Origin of the sequence: Gardnerella sp. DNF00038 (assembly GCF_049262855.1) — a bacterium.
Lineage (GTDB): Bacteria > Actinomycetota > Actinomycetes > Actinomycetales > Bifidobacteriaceae > Bifidobacterium > Bifidobacterium vaginale.
On sequence record NZ_CP058407.1, the window covers coordinates 1,224,856 to 1,241,479 of the forward strand.

A 16,624-nucleotide genomic window follows, 5' to 3' on the forward strand; every position below is an offset into this window, starting at 1 on the left:
AATAATCAGTAGATGATTTACGCTATTTTACTTGCGATTTTACTTGTTGCACTTGTTTTGCTTCTAGCTTGGCAGCTACTTAGGTGGCTGCCAGCTGGAGCGGATAGACTAAAGCCACTGCCATATGTTATTGCATTGCTTCCAATTGCGCCGTTTTGCGCTGCGCTTGGGCTAGTCGTCAGCGCTGTGGCTGCAGTTGCAACACGATCGCAAAATGAATTTTATAAATCTTATTTATTTTTGTGCGTAGCATATGCGCTGTTATTCGTAATCTCTTTAAAATCGTATACGCCGTATTGGGCAGTAAGATTGCGGCGAATAAAACAGGAAAAATCGCCAGAATTATCACTAGAAAAATCGAGAGAAATCCGCGTTATGACGCTTAATTGCAGATATGGTCGCGCAAACGCAAGTCAAATAATAAAGTTAGCAAAAACGCATAAAATCGATACGATTCTTTTACAAGAAGTAAGCAAAAAACTTGTAAAAAACCTTGAAAAACTTGGGATTAAGCGCGATTTTGCACATGTGCAATTGGGAAGCGCGAACGGACATGAAAATGGCGGCTTTAACGCGATTTATACGCGACTAAGCAATGTTAAATCTTTTGGTAAGTCTATTAAGATTGATGCAGCAAACGTTCCAATCGTTACGGCGGTTACTCGCGACTCATCCGCGGAAAATCTTTTAATAACATTCGCTTCGGCGCATCCAAAGTCGCCTATGCGCGGATGTGCGGCTTGGAGCAGCGGAATAATGGCGCTTGCAAAAATCGGCGAAAATCACAATGAAAACAACGTCAAAGACGTCAAAATAATCGGCGGAGACTTAAACTCTACTCCAGACCACCCAAGCTTTAGAGCGCTACTAAAATCAGGCTTTTTAGACGCATCAATGCAAATCGGCAAGCGACTAAAGACTTGGCCAACGTGGCAAAAATGGCCGAATCTTGCACTTGACCATGTGCTAGTAAAATCAACAGGATGCAACGCTATAGCCACAGAGCAACGCGCGATTCGCGTGGATGGAAGCGACCACTTTGCGTTAATCGTTTGCGTTTCAATCCTACTCTAGTTTGCCGCCTTCTTCGCGCGAATAACTATGCTCTTTGCATACAATACCCCACTAAGTCAGGTAGAGATTCGAGATTTTTCGCAGCGAATGAAGCGAACCTCAGCATCTTTGATGGTGATTCGCTGAAGTAGCAAGAAAAATCGAGAATCTCGGTGATTAAGCAATACGCAATTGTTCAAGAATGTAAAAGGGCTGGGTGATTCTTGGTCGAACAGTATAAGAGCGGCAGCCGATACCAAATAATCCAAATGATCAACCACTACAAACAAACTTCAACCCAAAAAACGAAATCAAAGCCAAATCGGAACAACCGCAACTCTAGACTACACGTAATAGGCGGAGCGTTGTGAGACAAGAATTAGCCAGCCCTCATACAACGCTAAATAGGAAAATCCGCTCACATCTTCGCTTGACTTTGTACGAAAAATCGGAACAAATTACGTACATTATCAGCAAAACAAATAGTCCACACAATCAGTCATAATAGAAAAGTTATTCGCGTGAATCGAAGCCCTCTTATCGACCACGCGAGGAACAGTGGAACTCGCAAGGAGTGCCCCACACCCGAGCGAAATTCTACGACTCTAGTTATAAGGAGAGCCATTTTGGCAACCAAGATTCGTCTTAAGAGATTGGGCAAGAAGTTCTACGCCTTCTATCGCGTTGTAATTTCTGATTCGCGCAACAAGCGTAACGGCAAGTCCATCGAAGAGATCGGCATCTACGATCCAAACAAGCAGCCATCTTTGATTCAGATTAAGTCTGATCGTGCACAGTACTGGCTTGGCGTTGGCGCACAGCCAACCGAACCAGTGTTGAAGCTGCTAAAGATTACTGGCGATTGGCAGAAGTTCAAGGGTCTTGACGGTGCAGAAGGCACTTTGAAGACTTCCGAAGCTGGTCCAGACGCACAGGCTCGCGTTGAGGCTGTAGAAGCCGAAGCTCAGAAGCTTAAGGCTGCTAAGTCCGAAGCCGCTGCAAAGGCTCAGGCTGCTGCAGAAGCCGCTAAGAACGAAGCTGAAGAAGCTCCAGCAGCAGATGCTGAAGCCGAGGAAAAGGCTGAGTAATTATGCTGGCTCAAGCTGTGGAACATCTCATTAAAAACATCGTTGATTTTCCAGATGACGTGTCCGTGCGTTCTCACGAAAACGCTCGCGGCGAACTTTTGCGCGTGCGCGTAAATCCAGAAGACATCGGTAGAGTTATTGGAAGAAACGGTCGTACCGCTAATGCCATTCGTGTTGTTGTACAGGCTCTAAGCCGTCACAACGTTCGCGTTGACATTATGGACGTACGTAAGTGAGATTGAACGTGGCTAAAAACCAACTTTTTGACAACCCTCAGCAAGGTTCAAACAACCTACTGAGGGTTTGTCGTATTGGAAAAGCGCAAGGACTAAAAGGCGAAGTCACTGTCCAAATTTTTACCGACGAACCTTATGAGCGCTTTAAAGCAGGCAATGTGCTTTACACGCAAGACGGCGAGCGCGAGTTTACAATCGAGTCTGCGCGAACGTTTAAAAGCCGTTGGATTTTGCTTTTTGAACAAAGTCTAAATCGCAACGATGCAGAGGCATTAAACGGCTTAGAGCTTTACACTAAGGCTCAAAGCGCGCAAGAGTTAGAGCAAGAAAATGCTTGGTATATTAAGGATTTGGTGGGTCTTAGCGCGCGCATTTGTGAGAATAATTCACTTGGAGTTGCGCCGCGTGAAATCGGCAAAGTCGTAGACGTTATTGATGGTGCTCAATCATTGCTTAAAATCCGACTTTCAACTCCTGTTGGCGATGATAAAACTGCGCTAGTGCCTTTCGTTCAAGCACTGGTTCCAGAAGTTAATCTTAAAGAAAAATATTTAACTTTAGATCCTCCAGGTGGATTAATCCCAGGAATCTAAAACACATGATTTAAGCTTAAAGGCTTTATAAAATGCAAATCGACATAATCTCCGTGTTCCCTGAATATTTTCGCATGCTAGATCTGAGCTTGCTTGGTAAAGCGCAAGATAATGGCTTGCTTAAAATCAACGCGTATAATCTTAGAAAATGGACGCATGACGTTCATCAATCTGTTGATGATACGCCAGTTGGGGGCGGCGCTGGAATGGTGATGAAGCCAGAAGTGTGGGCGGAATGCCTTGATGAGCTGCTTTATAATGGAGATGACGCCGATAATGACGATAACAAAGCCGATATTGGCGATAACGGCACAGTTCTAATCTTCCCAAACCCTTCTGCCCCACTGTTTTCGCAAAAAGACGCTACACAATTAGCAAGCGCAAAGCGACTTGTATTTGTGTGCGGACGCTACGAAGGCTATGACGCGCGAATCCCAGAATACTATAAATCGCGCGGAGTAGATGTGCGCGAATATTCGATTGGCGACTACGTTCTTAACGGCGGCGAAGTGGCTGTTAGCGTTATGGTAGAGGCTATTACGCGCTTGATTCCAGGCTTTATGGGTAACCCAGAGTCGATTGTTGAAGAGTCGTACACTGGCGCGGATGCGATTCTTGAGCATCACCAATACACTCGTCCCACAACTTGGCGCGATCTTAGCGTGCCTGCGATTCTTACTTCGGGCGACCACGCTAAAGTGGATCGATTCCGCAGAGATGATGCACTAGCGCGCACTAGCCAGATTAGACCAGATTTAATTGAGAAACTTGATTGCAAGTCGCTTAGTAAGCAGGATAGAAAAACTCTGATTAGCCTTGGGTGGGAGGTTTCTGGCGATTCGCCAAAACGCCTATAAAGGTCATCGATTCGTGGATTGAATGAACATTACGGCAGTTTCGCCATAGTTGCGCGTGTCGAAAATCTCCCATCCTGAGCAAATCGTAGGCGCAACACTGCGCGCGCTACGCTCTAAAACAATAAGCGTGTCAGCTGCGGCACTTACAACGCCCTTACTGACCATATTCTCAATCAAAAGCTCAACTTGCTCTGTCTCTAATGCGTACGGCGGATCCACAAACACCAAATCGAACGCTTCACCGCTGTAGTCTTGCACAAACTGCTCCGCGCGTCTTTTATTTACGCGAGCGCTTAAATCTTCACTCCACGCGCCTTGACTTTGTAGTACTTTAACAGTTTTTGTTATTAACGCCGCAGCAGCTGCGTTCGCTTCTACGCACACGAGTTCTTTTGCGCCTCTAGAAATCGCTTCTACGCCTAACGCCGCTGTGCCAGCGAATAAGTCGAGTACGCGAGCGCTATCGCATACTCCCCATGAGTCGAGTCTAGAAAAAATCGCCTCTTTTGTGCGATCTGTTGTTGGTCTTGTACATGACTTTGCAGCGCATAATGGCGTGCCTTTAAATCTTCCTGCAATTACGTGCATGTTTCAAGCATATCATTTTAAATTATTTAGACTTGTGTCGAATTTTGTTATTGATATACTTGGAACGGTCATTTGTTTATTTATATAAACAAATGTTGCTTAGCACTGGTTTCTGACGATTTATCCCAAACTACGCTAAACAATGAAGTTTGCTAAAAAGCCTAAGCATAAAATATCTAAATCCCAGCTACAACTGACATATAAATATAACTAAACAACTAAGGAGCTAAAATGACCACAATCATTCTAGATTGCGATCCAGGCCATGACGACGCTATGGCTATTCTGCTAGCGCTTGGCAATCCAAACATCGATTTGCTTGGTGTAACAACAGTAGGCGGAAATCAAAGCCTAGAAAAGGTGACTTACAATGCGCGAGCAACTCTAGAAATGGCACATGCTACAAATATCCCTGTTCACGCAGGCTGCGACCGCCCAATGATCCGTCCTCTAGAAGTTGCTGCTGCTGTTCACGGAGAAACTGGCCTGGATGGAGTGACTTTGCCAGAGCCGACTCGTCCTTTAGATGAGGGACACGCAGTAAACTGGATTATTGACACAATAATGAGTCATGAGCCAGGCACGATTACACTCGTACCAACTGGACCTCTTACAAACATAGCTATGGCAGTTCGCCTAGAGCCACGAATCGTTAGCCGAGTTAAGGAAGTTGTTCTCATGGGCGGCGGCTATCACGTTGGCAATTGGAGCGCTGTTGCAGAATTCAACATTAAGGTAGATCCTGAAGCGGCACACGTTGTGTTCAATGAGGATTGGCCTATTACAATGGTTGGCCTTGATTTAACTCATCAGGCACTTTGCACTCCAGAAGTACAAGCTAGGATTGACGCTATCGGTACGCCTCTTTCTGCTTTTGCAAGCGGATTGATGGACTTCTTCCGTAAGGCATACAAGAACAACCAAGACTTTATCGACCCACCAGTTCATGATCCTTGCACGGTTGCATATTTGATAGATCACAGCGTTGTACAAACTCGCAGATGCCCTGTAGACGTTGAGATTAAGGGAGATTTGACGCTTGGCATGACGGTAGCAGATTTGCGTGGACCAGAGCCATCGGCTGACAAGTGCCATACTCAAGTGGCAACTAAACTCGACTTTAACAAGTTCTGGGATTTGATTATTGACGCTTTAAAAGAATTGAAATAATTGAGGTAATTGAAAATAGAGGTTAATTATGACTGAGGTTTCATCTAAAAAACCATCTATGTTGGATAAGGGTGGACGATCAATCGTAGCGCTTATGGTAGCGCTGCTTGTGGCGATTTTCGCATTCCAGCTTAACGCATCTATGCTTTCTCCAGCTCTAGCAACAATGACTCGAGAGCTTAAAACAACGGATTCTCAAATCGCCTTAACGCAAACAGTATTCTTTACTGCAGCAGCATTATTCTCGCTGTTCTTGCCGCGTTTAGCTGATCTTGTTGGACGAAAAAAGGTTCTTACTGGAATTTTAATCTCCACTATTTTGGGTTGTGCAGTTAGCGCTATTGCGCCAAATGTAACAGTTCTTATGATTGGACGAATCCTTCAGGGCGCAAGCGGACCGGTTGTGCCAATGTGCTTGATTATGCTCCGCGTGCGCGTTAGCGAAGAAAAGCGTTACGCAAAATTAATGGCAATTCTGACTTCTGTGAACGGCGGTATTGCAGGCGTTGATGCGCTTCTTGGCGGCTGGCTTGCAGGAAACTTTGGCTTTAGATCCGTATTCTGGACTATGGCAGCCATTGGTATAATCGCTGTTCTTTTGGTTGCTTTCTATGCTGAAGAATCCCATGCTCAAGATACTCCAAAGATGGATTGGGTTGGAGTCGTAACCCTTGGTATAGCATTCCTAGCAGCATATCTTGCTATCAACGAGATTGGTAAACTTGCTGGCGCTAATTTGAGTCTTGTAGCAGGTCTTGTGATTCTTGCAGCAGTATTCTTTGTAGTGTTCTGGAACGTAGAGGGCAAAAGCTCTGCTCCTCTTGTTTCTACAAAATATATGAGTCAGCGTCGCACTTGGGGCTTGCTTTCTTGCACGCTTCTTACTATGACTGGCGTATTTGCAATTATGAACGGCGTTGTTCCACAGCTAGCTCAAGATGCTAAGGCTGGCGCTGGAATGGGTGCGGACATCGTAAGCTTTGCAACGCTTACACCTTACGCAATCATCGGCTTCGTGTTTGGACCTGTTGCGGGTATGCTTGCTGCAAAGTTCGGGTATCGTCTGGTGCTGCGTGCTGGAATTCTTGTGAGCGTTCTTGGCGTGGTGTTTGGAATTTATGTTGCAGCCTCGCCTTCTGTTTGGGCGCTTGTAGTGCTTTCTTTGTGGCTTGGTATCAGCTATGCTGGCGTTGCAAACATTATGCTTAACGGTCTTGGAATTGTGCTTTCCCCAAAGGATAATCCTGGATATTTGCCTGGAATGAATGCTGGCGCGTTTAATCTTGGTGCAGGCTTGAGCTTTGCGATTCTTTACGCTGTTATGACTAGTTTTGTACAATCTGCTGGAGCATCAGCTGGATATGTTGCTTCGATGGTTGCTGGAATCGTGCTACTCGCTTTGGCGTTTGCATGCTCGTTCTTGATTCCTAAGCCAGAAGATTGCGAGTGATTCACTAATCTAATTCATTCGTTTTCATTCTTTTAATAATTGCCTGAGAATGTTGCAGAAATCATATTTTGCACACCATTCTCAGGCTAATTTTTTGCGCAACAACAAACTAGGTAGAGATTCGAGATTTACACGCGCTCGTGAATGTTTTCCATCCTCTCCATTACAAGCTCTGGAGTCATCGACTCGTGCACAGCTTCTACCGACTCTGTGTTAAGAGCTGCGGCGGCTACAGCGAATCGCCCTGTCTTCGTGTTATCAAAATGATTATACCTAGCGTAGATCAACGCCGCTGTAGCAGCATCGCTTGATCCATTGTCGTTGCCAACCGCGCGCACGCCTTCTCCACCGTTTCCGTGCGCAACAATCATTCTTTGTACACGTTTTAGCGGTACGGGATAGAACGCTACTCCTTCGTCCGCTACGCCATATGCTACTCCTTCGCGCCCCGAGTTAACAAACACATGCCCAACTCCGCGTTTTAGCAATACTTTAGCGCATCTTACTGCAGATTTTTCGTCTACCACACAAATGCCTGTTAACGCCTGCGATTCGGCTGTGTCTAATATGAGTGTGTCTATGCAGTGTAGTCTGGAAAGTATTCGTGGAGCTTTTGCATCGGTTATTGCGCGCACCATTATTGGTCTGTGATAGTTGTCGCACACCCATTCGAAGGATTTTTGTGAAATGTTGGTGTCTAGTGCAACTATGTCTGCGTTTTCTATTATCGATATTCTTTCGCGCAAGAAGTCTGGTGTCATGTAATCGTAGATGCTCATGTCGTCTAGTGCTAAAAGCCTTTGCCCCGATGCGTCTCCTACATACATGTATGATGCTGTCATTGCGTCTGGTAGCTGCTTTGAGTATCCTATTTCTAATCCGTTTACAGATGCGTCGACTTTGAATAATTCTCCGTTGTGGTCGCCGCCGTACACGGATACTAGGCTTACTCGTGTGTTCATTCTTTCTAGTGCCACGGCTATGTTTCGTCCGACTCCGCCTAGCGCGTATCGTACTTTTGCAGCGTTTGAAGTGTAGTCCATTAGGTCTCCGCACGCGATTCCCAGCACGTCCATGCTTATTCCGCCTATTACTGTTACGTAGCTAGGTGGTGTGACTATGTATCCTTTTCCTCTAAGGTATCCTTTGCGAATAAGATTGGAAATGTGTGCAGCTACGCCTGATCTTGTTATTCCTGCTAGGTCTGCAAGTTCTTGCTGACTAATCATAGGGTTCTGTTGAATCCACGATAGAATTTGTTGTTCGCGCTCAGTCATCTTTGCCTCATCTCTCGCGATTTTACCTTTCTATATATCTAGGATATTCAAAAATTGTTTTTTTCGCACGTTTATTGTGAAAATATATATTATTTTTTATTATATTATTTTTTATTTGGCGTTTATTTTTTTATTTGGCGTCTGGGTGCTTAATCGTTATCAGCCGCTTTTAATAGTGCTTTTAGCCTATTAAAAGCGATTTTTGTACAAAACTACTTGGACAATCTGTGTTTCATGAATCTGATTTCAATTAATCTAATTGCTTAGTATTGCTGTGCTGCTACCTTGTGTAAAGTCTAAAACTGCTCCAGCTGTTTGTGGATGTTCTAGTAAGGTCGGGTCGTGTTCTAGTAGCGTGTTTGCGTCCTCTCTTGCTTCTGCAATGATTTTTGCGTCTTTTACTACTCTTAATAGTTTTAGACTGGATTTTCCACCTGACTGGCTGTCTCCTAGAACGTCTCCAACGTTTCTTAATTCTAGGTCTTTTTGGGCTATTATGGCGCCGTCTAACGAGTTTTCTACTACTTGTAAACGTTCAGCTGCTAACTGGTTGTTTGGTGCGTTTGAAACTAGGAAAGCCCAGGATTGTGTGCCTGAACGTCCCACTCGTCCTCTGAGCTGGTGTAATTGCGCTAGTCCGAAGCGGTCTGCGTCGAAAATCACTATACAACTGGCTTTTGCTACGTCTACTCCGACTTCTATAACCGTTGTGGAAACTAGGATTTGTACTTGTCCACTGTCGAATTTGTGCATTATTTCGCGTTTTTCTTCATCGCTTGTACGACCTGTTAGTTGTGCGAATTCTACGCCTTTGAATTGTGGTAGGTTTTGTAAGCGTTTTGATATTTGTAAAACTGTGTGGACTTCTCGCTGAGCAATTTGTGTATTTTGTGTATTTTGTGTATTTAGCGTGTATGAGTCTTGGTTTTCTTGGTAGATCGCATCAGCATTATTATAAGTATTGTAAGTATTATCGTTGTTTTCTTCGCTGTCTTCACTATCTATTCGAGCGCATACAACATATGCTCGCTCTCCTGCATCGATTCTAGAGCGAATGTGGTAGAACATGGATGCCATCTTATGCGAGTCTTCTTCGTTTATTACAAAAGTGCGGATTGGTTTGCGTCCGCCTGGAAGCTCTGTTAAATAGGATGCGTCTAGGTCTCCAAACCATGTCATTGCTGCGGATCGCGGTATTGGTGTGGCTGTCATGACTAACAAGTGTGGAACCGCGTTTCCGCTTATCTTGCGTAATAGTGTGTCTCGTTGTTCTACGCCAAATCTGTGCTGTTCGTCGATTATCACCAGCGCTAGGTTTGTTGGTTTAAAGCTTGCGGAGAAAGCTGCGTGTGTTGCCACAATAATCGCTGGCTCTCCACTTGCTACTTTTGCTAGTGCACTTCGTCTGCTGGCTAGCTTCATTCCGCCTGTTATGAGCGTTATTTCAACGTTTAGTCCTGCACGCTCAATCATCTGTTGTAGGTTTGTGGCATGCTGTGATGCTAATACTTGTGTTGGGGCTATTAGTACCGCTTGGTGTCCTGAGCCTACGACTTGTAGCATCGCGCTCATTGCTACTATTGTTTTTCCAGAGCCGACTTCTCCTTGCAAAAGACGACGCATTGGTTTTAATAGCGATTCGCTGGTTGCTTGCGATTCGCCTTGCATATCTGCTGTTATTTCGCTAATAACGTTTTTTTGTCCTTCTGTTAGCTCGAATGGTAGGCTTTCTTCAAAGCGTTTTCTTAGCTCGCTGTTTTCGCACGTGTATGCCTTATTTTCTCCTGATTTTTTGCGTGATTGCAAAACTGCTATTTGTGATATGAATGCTTCTTCGTAGCGCATTGTGTGTATTGCGTTTTCAAAGTCGTTTTTGTTTTGTGGATTGTGGATTGATTCGAATGCTGCCGCGCGGTGCATTAGGTTTCTACTGTTTGTGACGAATTGTGGCAGAACGTCTGGCAAAACATCTGAAAGAATATCTGTATCGGGAATATTAGTATCGCCAGAATCGCAAGTCTTAAAAAGTCGCAATAATCCTAAAATCGTCTCGTGAATATGTTCACTAGATATTCTCGAATTTGCGTGGTAAATCGGTTGTGGCGCGCAAAGTTTTTCAATCCCATCTTCTACACTTTGCACAGAAAAATCATCACTGTTTTGCACGCGCGCATCAGTATTATAAGCAGAATCATCGCTTTCAGCACTCTTTGCTCGAACAGTTAGAATCTGCGGATGTGTAAACTGTAGTCTCCCATTGAACTCGCCGCTTGTGCCTCCTACAACAACGGTTTGTCCTACTGCAATTCTGCCACTAATCCATTGCACGTATTGTCTGTTCTTTGAAAAATACACAATCTGCGCTTGTGCCGCATCTTGCGCTACGTTTACTTCTAGCCGATATCCTCTTCTCGCTGCCATTTGCACTATGTTTATGGATTGTATTATCGCCGAGAACGCCACTTCTTGCCCTGGAATAATCTGGCTTAAATGCGTGGATTTTAGCGGATTTGTGACTCTAAATGGGTAGTATGTTAGCGCGTCTTTTACTGTGATTACGCCTAGTGATTTTAGGGCAGACGCGCGTCTTTTGTTACTTATGATTGATGATATTGCTGTGTTTAGTGTTATGCGTGCTGCCATACTTCGATTATAATCATCGTGCTACGATTTAAGCGAAAAATAGGGAAACAAAAAAGCCCCGAGCACTGCTCAGGGCCTTACATCTAACACGCGATTCACGCCTCAACGCGCTGAACCTTGCCTGCCTTAATGCATTTTACGCACACACGAAGGCGAACATTTTCGCCATCAATGGTGGTGCGAACCGGCTGAAGGTTCGGGCGGAAGGTGCGCTTATTGCGGATGTGCGAATGTGAAACGCTGAAACCGGTTTGCGGTCCCTTGCCACATACTGCGCAACGAGCTGCCATAATTGGACTCCTATTTTCTTTGACTTGCAAGTCTTGCGTCGCTCACCCACGCAAACCGCCCACGCGACTAACCGACGCTAAATCGCATAAACAAATAAGCATGCTTGAACGCACAACTACACAAGTATATCACTACGCCCGACATTAAATCACACAGGGCTTATCATCAATCAAAATCCGCGAATTTTCGCGCAAATCCTCAATATTCTTGCATCCAAGCAACGCCATAATCACACGAATCTGCGCCTTCCAAGACTCAATTTGCTCAACAAGCGCATCTTCTCCTTCGTTAATAAGCGTGTGCAAAAACTCGCCAGCAACTCCAACAGCGCTTGCACCAAGCCGCAATGAGCGCACAACATCAAGCGGCGTACGCACTCCTCCGCTTGCAAACACTTGCATTCGCGCACTATTGCAAGAATCCGATGAATCGCGCGGCTCGCACAAAATCTCATCGCATTGCGCTATGTCTAGCAACGATTCGACAGTTGTAAGCCCCCAGTAGTCGAGGAACTCGTAGTCGCTTTTACGCCCACGCCTTGCGTTTTCAATCGCAACAAAATTCGTGCCTCCGCGTCCGCCAACGTCCACCGCACGCACGCCCACATTTTTCAACCGCAGCACATCATGAGCGCTCATTCCACATCCAGTCTCTTTAACAACAACTGGCACTTTCATTGAATCAAGCTCGCGCGCAATGGCCTCAATATTGTTAAGCCACGCACTAAAATCGCGGTCTCCTTCGCTCATCACAAGCTCTTGTGCCGCGTTTAGGTGGATTTGCAACGCGTTTGCTTGCAAAATTTCTACAGCTTTAATCGCCTGCTCAGCGCTCACTCCTGCGCTTACATTCGCCATTACAAATCCATGCGGATTAAAGCGTCGAATCACGCTAAAAGTCCCTGCAAGCCGCGGATTTTTAAGCGCTGCGCTTAGCGAGCCAGAAGCCATTGCTAAGCCAGTTTTTGCAGCTACCCTCGCTAGCGACTCGTTTATATTTTCGCCTTTTTTGCTTCCGCCCGTCATTGCGTTAATATACAGCGGAGTATCCCATTTTGTGGTTTCGTCAAACACGCTCACACTTGTATCTACATCGCTTAATGCCAATTGCGGCAGCGCGTTTGGAATAAACCGCACGTGTTCAAAACCAGATTCCGCGTGCACATTGTATTGTTCGCACGCGAGTTTTATGTGATCGTCTTTGCGTTGTTCAATAAGCGAGAGGTCGCTACTTTCATCAAATTCTGCGACTTTCAGATTAAGCGCCTCAATACCGCTGTTTTGCCATTCTTCTTCAATGCGAACAAACACAGCATCAAAATCTTCCGCGCGCGCAATCGCGATTCCGCAATCTCCTCCGCCTGCTCCACTTGTTTTGGACGGCAATCCTGCATCATTGGCAACTTCTATTAGCCGCGTGAGTTTTGGCGTTTCGATTAGTGTTCCCGTGATTTCGCCAAGATCTTTTAGCAGCGCACGATTTCGCGCAAATCCGCTTAATAACGCGTCTATGCGCCCATTTTCTAGCGCATTTGCGATTTTTTGCACGCATTTTTCGCTTTGTACGCAAAAATCTTCGTATGTTTTAGCGTAAGTCTTAGCGCTTGTTTTAGAAGGATTGTGCGCGGTTAAATCGCCAGCCTTCACTCCAGCTTTTACGCTTCCAACAAGTTCTGCGCTGCTGGCAGGACTCCCCGTCCACCCAACTAAGAGTCGCAAGCCTGCGCCTACTTTTAATCGTTTTACTTCAAATCGCGGCCATTTTTTTCTAAGCAGCTTGTGTAGGCTTGAGTCTCCACTTTCAATCATTTCTATTTCTGCCTCAAGCCATTCGCGATTGTACGCGCGGTACATTACCCATCCGCCGTATGCGCTTGCTGCCACGTCTCCGCCGCTTCCTGACTTTTTTACTAGCGACGATGCAATTATGGCTAGCTTGCACAATTCTGGCGTTGTAAGCGTTAATCCGTACCATTTGCACAGCGCTCGCACAGCCGCCACCGTTACGGCTGCAGATGATCCAAGCCCGTATTTTTTGCCTGTTTTTTTATCGTCTAAATCACTTTCTATTTGTAGATTGTATAGGTTTATGGCTGTATTTCCTTCATCTAGTAAAACGTTTTTTACTTCTTTTGTTTCGCGCGCAAAATCGTCTACTATTTGCATTGCGGAAAATACGTATGAATAGATTTTTTTTAATTTTTTTATTTGAGAATCTTGGTTTTGTTCATCGCTGGTTGCTGGCGACTTTTCCGCTGGCAAGTCGCAAGCATCCGTTGAGTCTTTTGCGCTCATAGTTATATCTTCTGCATCTTTTTCGTCTAAAATAAATTCCCTGCCGAAGATTCCACGCTTCCAATAAAGAGGCTTATAGTTTTTAGACTCACTCGTGATTTTTCCGTAAAATGTTGGTAAATCTAGTTTTTTAAGATTATTTTTTTCGGATTCGTTTTTATTAAAGTCGCAGCTGTTATACGTTTTTCCATGACTATCACGTATTAGTAGGTTGTCATCGTCAACTGTAACTTTTACATAACGATTCACAGCTGCTACGATTGCAGCGCATCCATCTACAACAGCGTATTCGCCTGCTATGTAAAGTTTTCCAGGCGCTAAAGCTTGCTCATTAGTCATGATTCTCTCCGTATGCTAACGCCACTTCCTGGGCGCGCAATAACAAACTGCGGATTGGATTGCGCAAAGCTGCTAAATGACGGCGATTCCTGCGACTCGCGCAAACGCTTAATCTCACTCAACACGCGCAAACTCAACTCGTTTTTAACTCGCAAAACTTGCTCCGCGCTAGTTAAAACTTTAACATTCGGACCAGCATCCATTGTAGCCCAAACAGGAAATCCGCTTTCATCGCGCATTTTTCGCACAACGTTAAGCACAACATGCGTTTCATCTGTTAAATAGTTTACGCTTTCAGCAGCGGCACGCATTGCGTCGTGCATTCCTAAAGCGTTTCTCTCCGACACTTCTCCCAATGCTTGAATATCACAATTTTTGATAGCTGATAACGCCGTATTTAGGTCTTTTTTGCAGTTTTTGATCCAGTCTGCGTAGATTGGTGATGTTTCTACTGTGCGTCGCATTGCTTCACGGCTTGAAATCTTCTTTTTACTAGAGTTTAAAATAACAGTTACCATTGCGAGTTGAAGCTCTTCTGGCGTTTCGATTGGCTCTGCGTAAGACGTTTCGTCGCTTGCGCCAGCGTTCCATAATACTAATCCGCCGTAAATCGACCTGCATGCTGATCCAGATCCTTTGCGAGCTAGAATCGATAAGTTGCGTGGGCTTAGGTTTAATCCTGCGGCGTATGATGCTGCAGACGCAAGTGCCGCAAAACCAGATGCGCTAGAAGCTAATCCTGCGGCTGTTGGAACTGTGTTTACGCTTACGACTTGCGCTTTGCTCTTAATTCCAGCCATTTTTCGCACAATATCTAGCATTTTTACTATTCGTGCACGCTCTGAACTTTGGAGTAAATAGCCTGTAAAGTTTACTCCGTTTAAGCAAATCGAGTCTGCCTCTAGGCAATCATCAAATCGTACTTTTGTTGTTGTGGAAAATCCGTCTAAAGTCAGAGATAATGAGGAAGTATATGGCAAAATCAGAGTTTTATCTCGTTTCCCCCAATATTTGATTAGCGCAATATTTGCGTTTGCTGTAGCTGTAAAAGCTGCTCCGTAATTACTGTTATTAAACGAATCAATATCATCAAGCACATTAAACGCTATTTTTGGCTCAATTTCAACGTTTTTCACGCGTATCCTTTCTTAAGTCTTTAGTCTTTAAAGCGTTTTTAAAGCATACTAACGAATTAGTTATGATTATTGTCCGATTTCTACAATCCACGTTCTAGCTGCTCCAGCGTTTTTAAGCGCTATGCTTACTTTAGACGCATCCTCCTGACTTTGCGCAATGGCTATAATGCATCCACCTCCGCCTCCGCCTGTAAGCTTTGCTCCTAGAGCACCATTTTCGCAAGCATTTTTAACTAGAGCGTCTAAAAATGGCGTACTTACACCTAATTCCGCAAGAATTTTGTGAGCACGAGTCATGCTCGATCCAATATTTTGTATATTACCAAACTCTAAATCATTCTCTGCGTTAAGAGCGATTTGACCAAGCTCTTGCAAAAGTGCATTTACGATTTTCGGCTGGCTATCGCGTTTTTTGCGTAATGCTTCTACTGTTACTTTTGTTGTTCCTTTGAATCCCGAATCAGCTAGCACAATCCAAGCACGTATTGTTGGGCTTATGCTCATTCGGCTAAATTTGCCATCCAAGAAGCGAACTGGCTGCTGCAGCATCGCACTGGTTGCTGTGGCGTCTAATCCAGATGCTTTCCCGTGCGCAACGCGTTCTGCGTCTTGCGTAATCTCGAATAGTTTTTCATCGCTGGCATTAATACTGTAGTAGTCGAGTATTGCGCGGATCACTGCTCCTGCTGCTGCCGCCGAAGACCCCAATCCTCGCTCTGGCGGAAAATCGCAAGCGGTTTCTATTTGCAATGCTTCGCCCTGCCAATTGGCGAAACGTAATGCCTCTTGTATTGCGGTTTTAATCGACGCGAATCGCGCAGGTGCGCTTCGTAAAAGACCATCAAATCCTAATGCTTTAAATGTTATGAGGTTTTGCATCTGGCAGCTAAGGTCTTCTGCTGAATCGCATAATTCTGCTCTTTTGCCTTCGTCTGCTGTGGCGCTTGTGTCGTTGAGTGTTCGTGCACTTGTTACTGTTGCGTGCATCTTAAGATTTTGCAGTGGAAGCGCTACTGCGCTGTAGCCATAAACAACCGAGTGTTCGCCAAAAAGAATCACTTTTGCGCAAGTTGTGCCTCTGCCGACGCGATTTTTTGCGCGCGCAACCACGAGCATACTATTGAACTCGTTATTGCGCTCTTTATCACGCTCATTCTTGTGTGCATTCTTGCTCTCGCACGGATTGGATGCGTGGCGATTCGCTAAAGTGTTGCACTCAGTCACTAATCCTCCTTTGCGACACATATGGCTTACTTGTTGGCACTGCTTAATTGATGCGCGTTTAAGCTTATTTGCCCAACTTTTATAATCTAGTCGCTAAAGCGATTAAACACCACGATTTGCTCTATACGCACACAACACATTCACATTTCCCGAATTTGCGCTCCAATCTACCTTTTCGCTTAAAGCGTAGCGCGAAAAGGTAATTCGGAGCGCTGAGCCGCTCAAACGTAAAGTCCAGTGGACTTTACGTGCGGCGAAGACGTGAGCGCAGCTAACCTGCGCGAGCGACACGACACGTCGTAAACTCGGTACAATCGCACTACATGATTACGCCAAACTAGGTAGAGATTCGAGATTTTTCGCAGCTATCGAAGCGAGCCTCAGC

General features: G+C 45.1%; 14 protein-coding genes. 7 read left to right on the forward strand and 7 right to left on the reverse strand.

All coding sequences use genetic code 11. From position 1 onward, the window contains the following. The first annotated feature begins 12 nt into the window (after positions 1-12). From HXT19_RS04845 to trmD, 5 genes are all read left to right on the forward strand, one after another. On the forward strand, positions 13-1,074 hold the full coding sequence (locus HXT19_RS04845; RefSeq protein ID WP_422119648.1) for an endonuclease/exonuclease/phosphatase family protein: 1,062 nt from the start codon (positions 13-15) through the stop codon (positions 1,072-1,074). Between the two features lie 605 nt (positions 1,075-1,679). After that, positions 1,680-2,141 (forward strand): 30S ribosomal protein S16, encoded by a 462-nt coding sequence (rpsP, locus tag HXT19_RS04850; RefSeq protein WP_116692659.1) that lies wholly within the window; start codon positions 1,680-1,682, stop codon positions 2,139-2,141. 2 nt (positions 2,142-2,143) lie between these two features. Beyond that, positions 2,144-2,377 (forward strand): RNA-binding protein, encoded by a 234-nt coding sequence (locus HXT19_RS04855; protein WP_004113470.1) that lies wholly within the window; start codon positions 2,144-2,146, stop codon positions 2,375-2,377. A gap of 8 nt (positions 2,378-2,385) precedes the next feature. Continuing rightward, a complete protein-coding gene (rimM, locus tag HXT19_RS04860) occupies positions 2,386-2,970 on the forward strand; it encodes a ribosome maturation factor RimM (RefSeq protein ID WP_009994861.1) in 585 nt (194 codons plus the stop codon). Positions 2,971-3,002: 32 nt separating this feature from the next. Next, positions 3,003-3,827, forward strand: a complete 825-nt coding sequence (trmD, locus tag HXT19_RS04865) for a tRNA (guanosine(37)-N1)-methyltransferase TrmD (protein ID WP_422119649.1) — start codon at positions 3,003-3,005, stop codon at positions 3,825-3,827. Positions 3,828-3,830: 3 nt separating this feature from the next. Here trmD and HXT19_RS04870 read toward each other — a convergent pair whose 3' ends face one another. Next, complete coding sequence (locus HXT19_RS04870; protein ID WP_415706554.1) at positions 3,831-4,415, reverse strand: RsmD family RNA methyltransferase; 585 nt, start codon at positions 4,413-4,415, stop codon at positions 3,831-3,833. Positions 4,416-4,646: 231 nt separating this feature from the next. On the opposite strand from HXT19_RS04870, the gene HXT19_RS04875 reads away from it, so the two are divergent. Together HXT19_RS04875 and HXT19_RS04880 are read left to right on the forward strand one after the other, a co-directional pair. Next, positions 4,647-5,585 carry a nucleoside hydrolase gene (locus HXT19_RS04875; RefSeq protein WP_004113476.1) on the forward strand — a complete coding sequence of 313 codons (939 nt, stop codon included), beginning with the start codon at positions 4,647-4,649 and terminating at the stop codon, positions 5,583-5,585. Positions 5,586-5,613: 28 nt separating this feature from the next. After that, the gene (locus tag HXT19_RS04880) at positions 5,614-7,035 is read left to right on the forward strand and encodes an MFS transporter (protein WP_285064570.1); all 1,422 of its coding nucleotides are present in this window, start codon (positions 5,614-5,616) and stop codon (positions 7,033-7,035) included. Between the two features lie 128 nt (positions 7,036-7,163). On the opposite strand, the gene HXT19_RS04885 is transcribed toward HXT19_RS04880, so the two are convergent. From HXT19_RS04885 to mvk, 6 genes are all read right to left on the reverse strand, one after another. Continuing rightward, a complete protein-coding gene (locus HXT19_RS04885; RefSeq protein WP_422119650.1) occupies positions 7,164-8,312 on the reverse strand; it encodes a PfkB family carbohydrate kinase in 1,149 nt (382 codons plus the stop codon). 255 nt (positions 8,313-8,567) lie between these two features. Beyond that, on the reverse strand, positions 8,568-10,955 hold the full coding sequence (locus HXT19_RS04890) for an ATP-dependent DNA helicase RecG (RefSeq protein WP_415699063.1): 2,388 nt from the start codon (positions 10,953-10,955) through the stop codon (positions 8,568-8,570). A gap of 95 nt (positions 10,956-11,050) precedes the next feature. Then, positions 11,051-11,245 carry a 50S ribosomal protein L28 gene (rpmB, locus tag HXT19_RS04895; protein ID WP_004105392.1) on the reverse strand — a complete coding sequence of 65 codons (195 nt, stop codon included), beginning with the start codon at positions 11,243-11,245 and terminating at the stop codon, positions 11,051-11,053. Between the two features lie 144 nt (positions 11,246-11,389). Next, positions 11,390-13,879, reverse strand: a complete 2,490-nt coding sequence (gene fni / locus HXT19_RS04900) for a type 2 isopentenyl-diphosphate Delta-isomerase (protein ID WP_415699064.1) — start codon at positions 13,877-13,879, stop codon at positions 11,390-11,392. Beyond that, positions 13,876-15,015, reverse strand: a complete 1,140-nt coding sequence (gene mvaD, locus HXT19_RS04905) for a diphosphomevalonate decarboxylase (RefSeq protein ID WP_415699065.1) — start codon at positions 15,013-15,015, stop codon at positions 13,876-13,878. The genes fni and mvaD overlap by 4 nt, the downstream gene beginning before the upstream one ends. Before the next feature lie 66 nt (positions 15,016-15,081). Then, entirely contained in the window at positions 15,082-16,239 is a 1,158-nt protein-coding gene (gene mvk / locus HXT19_RS04910; RefSeq protein WP_004113489.1) for a mevalonate kinase, read from the reverse strand. Positions 16,240-16,624: the final 385 nt, after the last annotated feature.

Bases quoted from the DNA above. Each gene is read 5' to 3' on its own strand.
- HXT19_RS04845 (WP_422119648.1), top strand. From the start codon at position 13: ATGATTTACGCTATTTTACTTGCGATTTTACTTGTTGCACTTGTTTTG.
- HXT19_RS04855 (WP_004113470.1), top strand. From the start codon at position 2,144: ATGCTGGCTCAAGCTGTGGAACATCTCATTAAAAACATCGTTGATTTT.
- trmD (WP_422119649.1), top strand. From the start codon at position 3,003: ATGCAAATCGACATAATCTCCGTGTTCCCTGAATATTTTCGCATGCTA.
- HXT19_RS04870 (WP_415706554.1), bottom strand. From the start codon at position 4,415: ATGCACGTAATTGCAGGAAGATTTAAAGGCACGCCATTATGCGCTGCA.
- HXT19_RS04875 (WP_004113476.1), top strand. From the start codon at position 4,647: ATGACCACAATCATTCTAGATTGCGATCCAGGCCATGACGACGCTATG.
- HXT19_RS04880 (WP_285064570.1), top strand. From the start codon at position 5,614: ATGACTGAGGTTTCATCTAAAAAACCATCTATGTTGGATAAGGGTGGA.
- HXT19_RS04885 (WP_422119650.1), bottom strand. From the start codon at position 8,312: ATGACTGAGCGCGAACAACAAATTCTATCGTGGATTCAACAGAACCCT.
- HXT19_RS04890 (WP_415699063.1), bottom strand. From the start codon at position 10,955: ATGGCAGCACGCATAACACTAAACACAGCAATATCATCAATCATAAGT.
- rpmB (WP_004105392.1), bottom strand. From the start codon at position 11,245: ATGGCAGCTCGTTGCGCAGTATGTGGCAAGGGACCGCAAACCGGTTTC.
- fni (WP_415699064.1), bottom strand. From the start codon at position 13,879: ATGACTAATGAGCAAGCTTTAGCGCCTGGAAAACTTTACATAGCAGGC.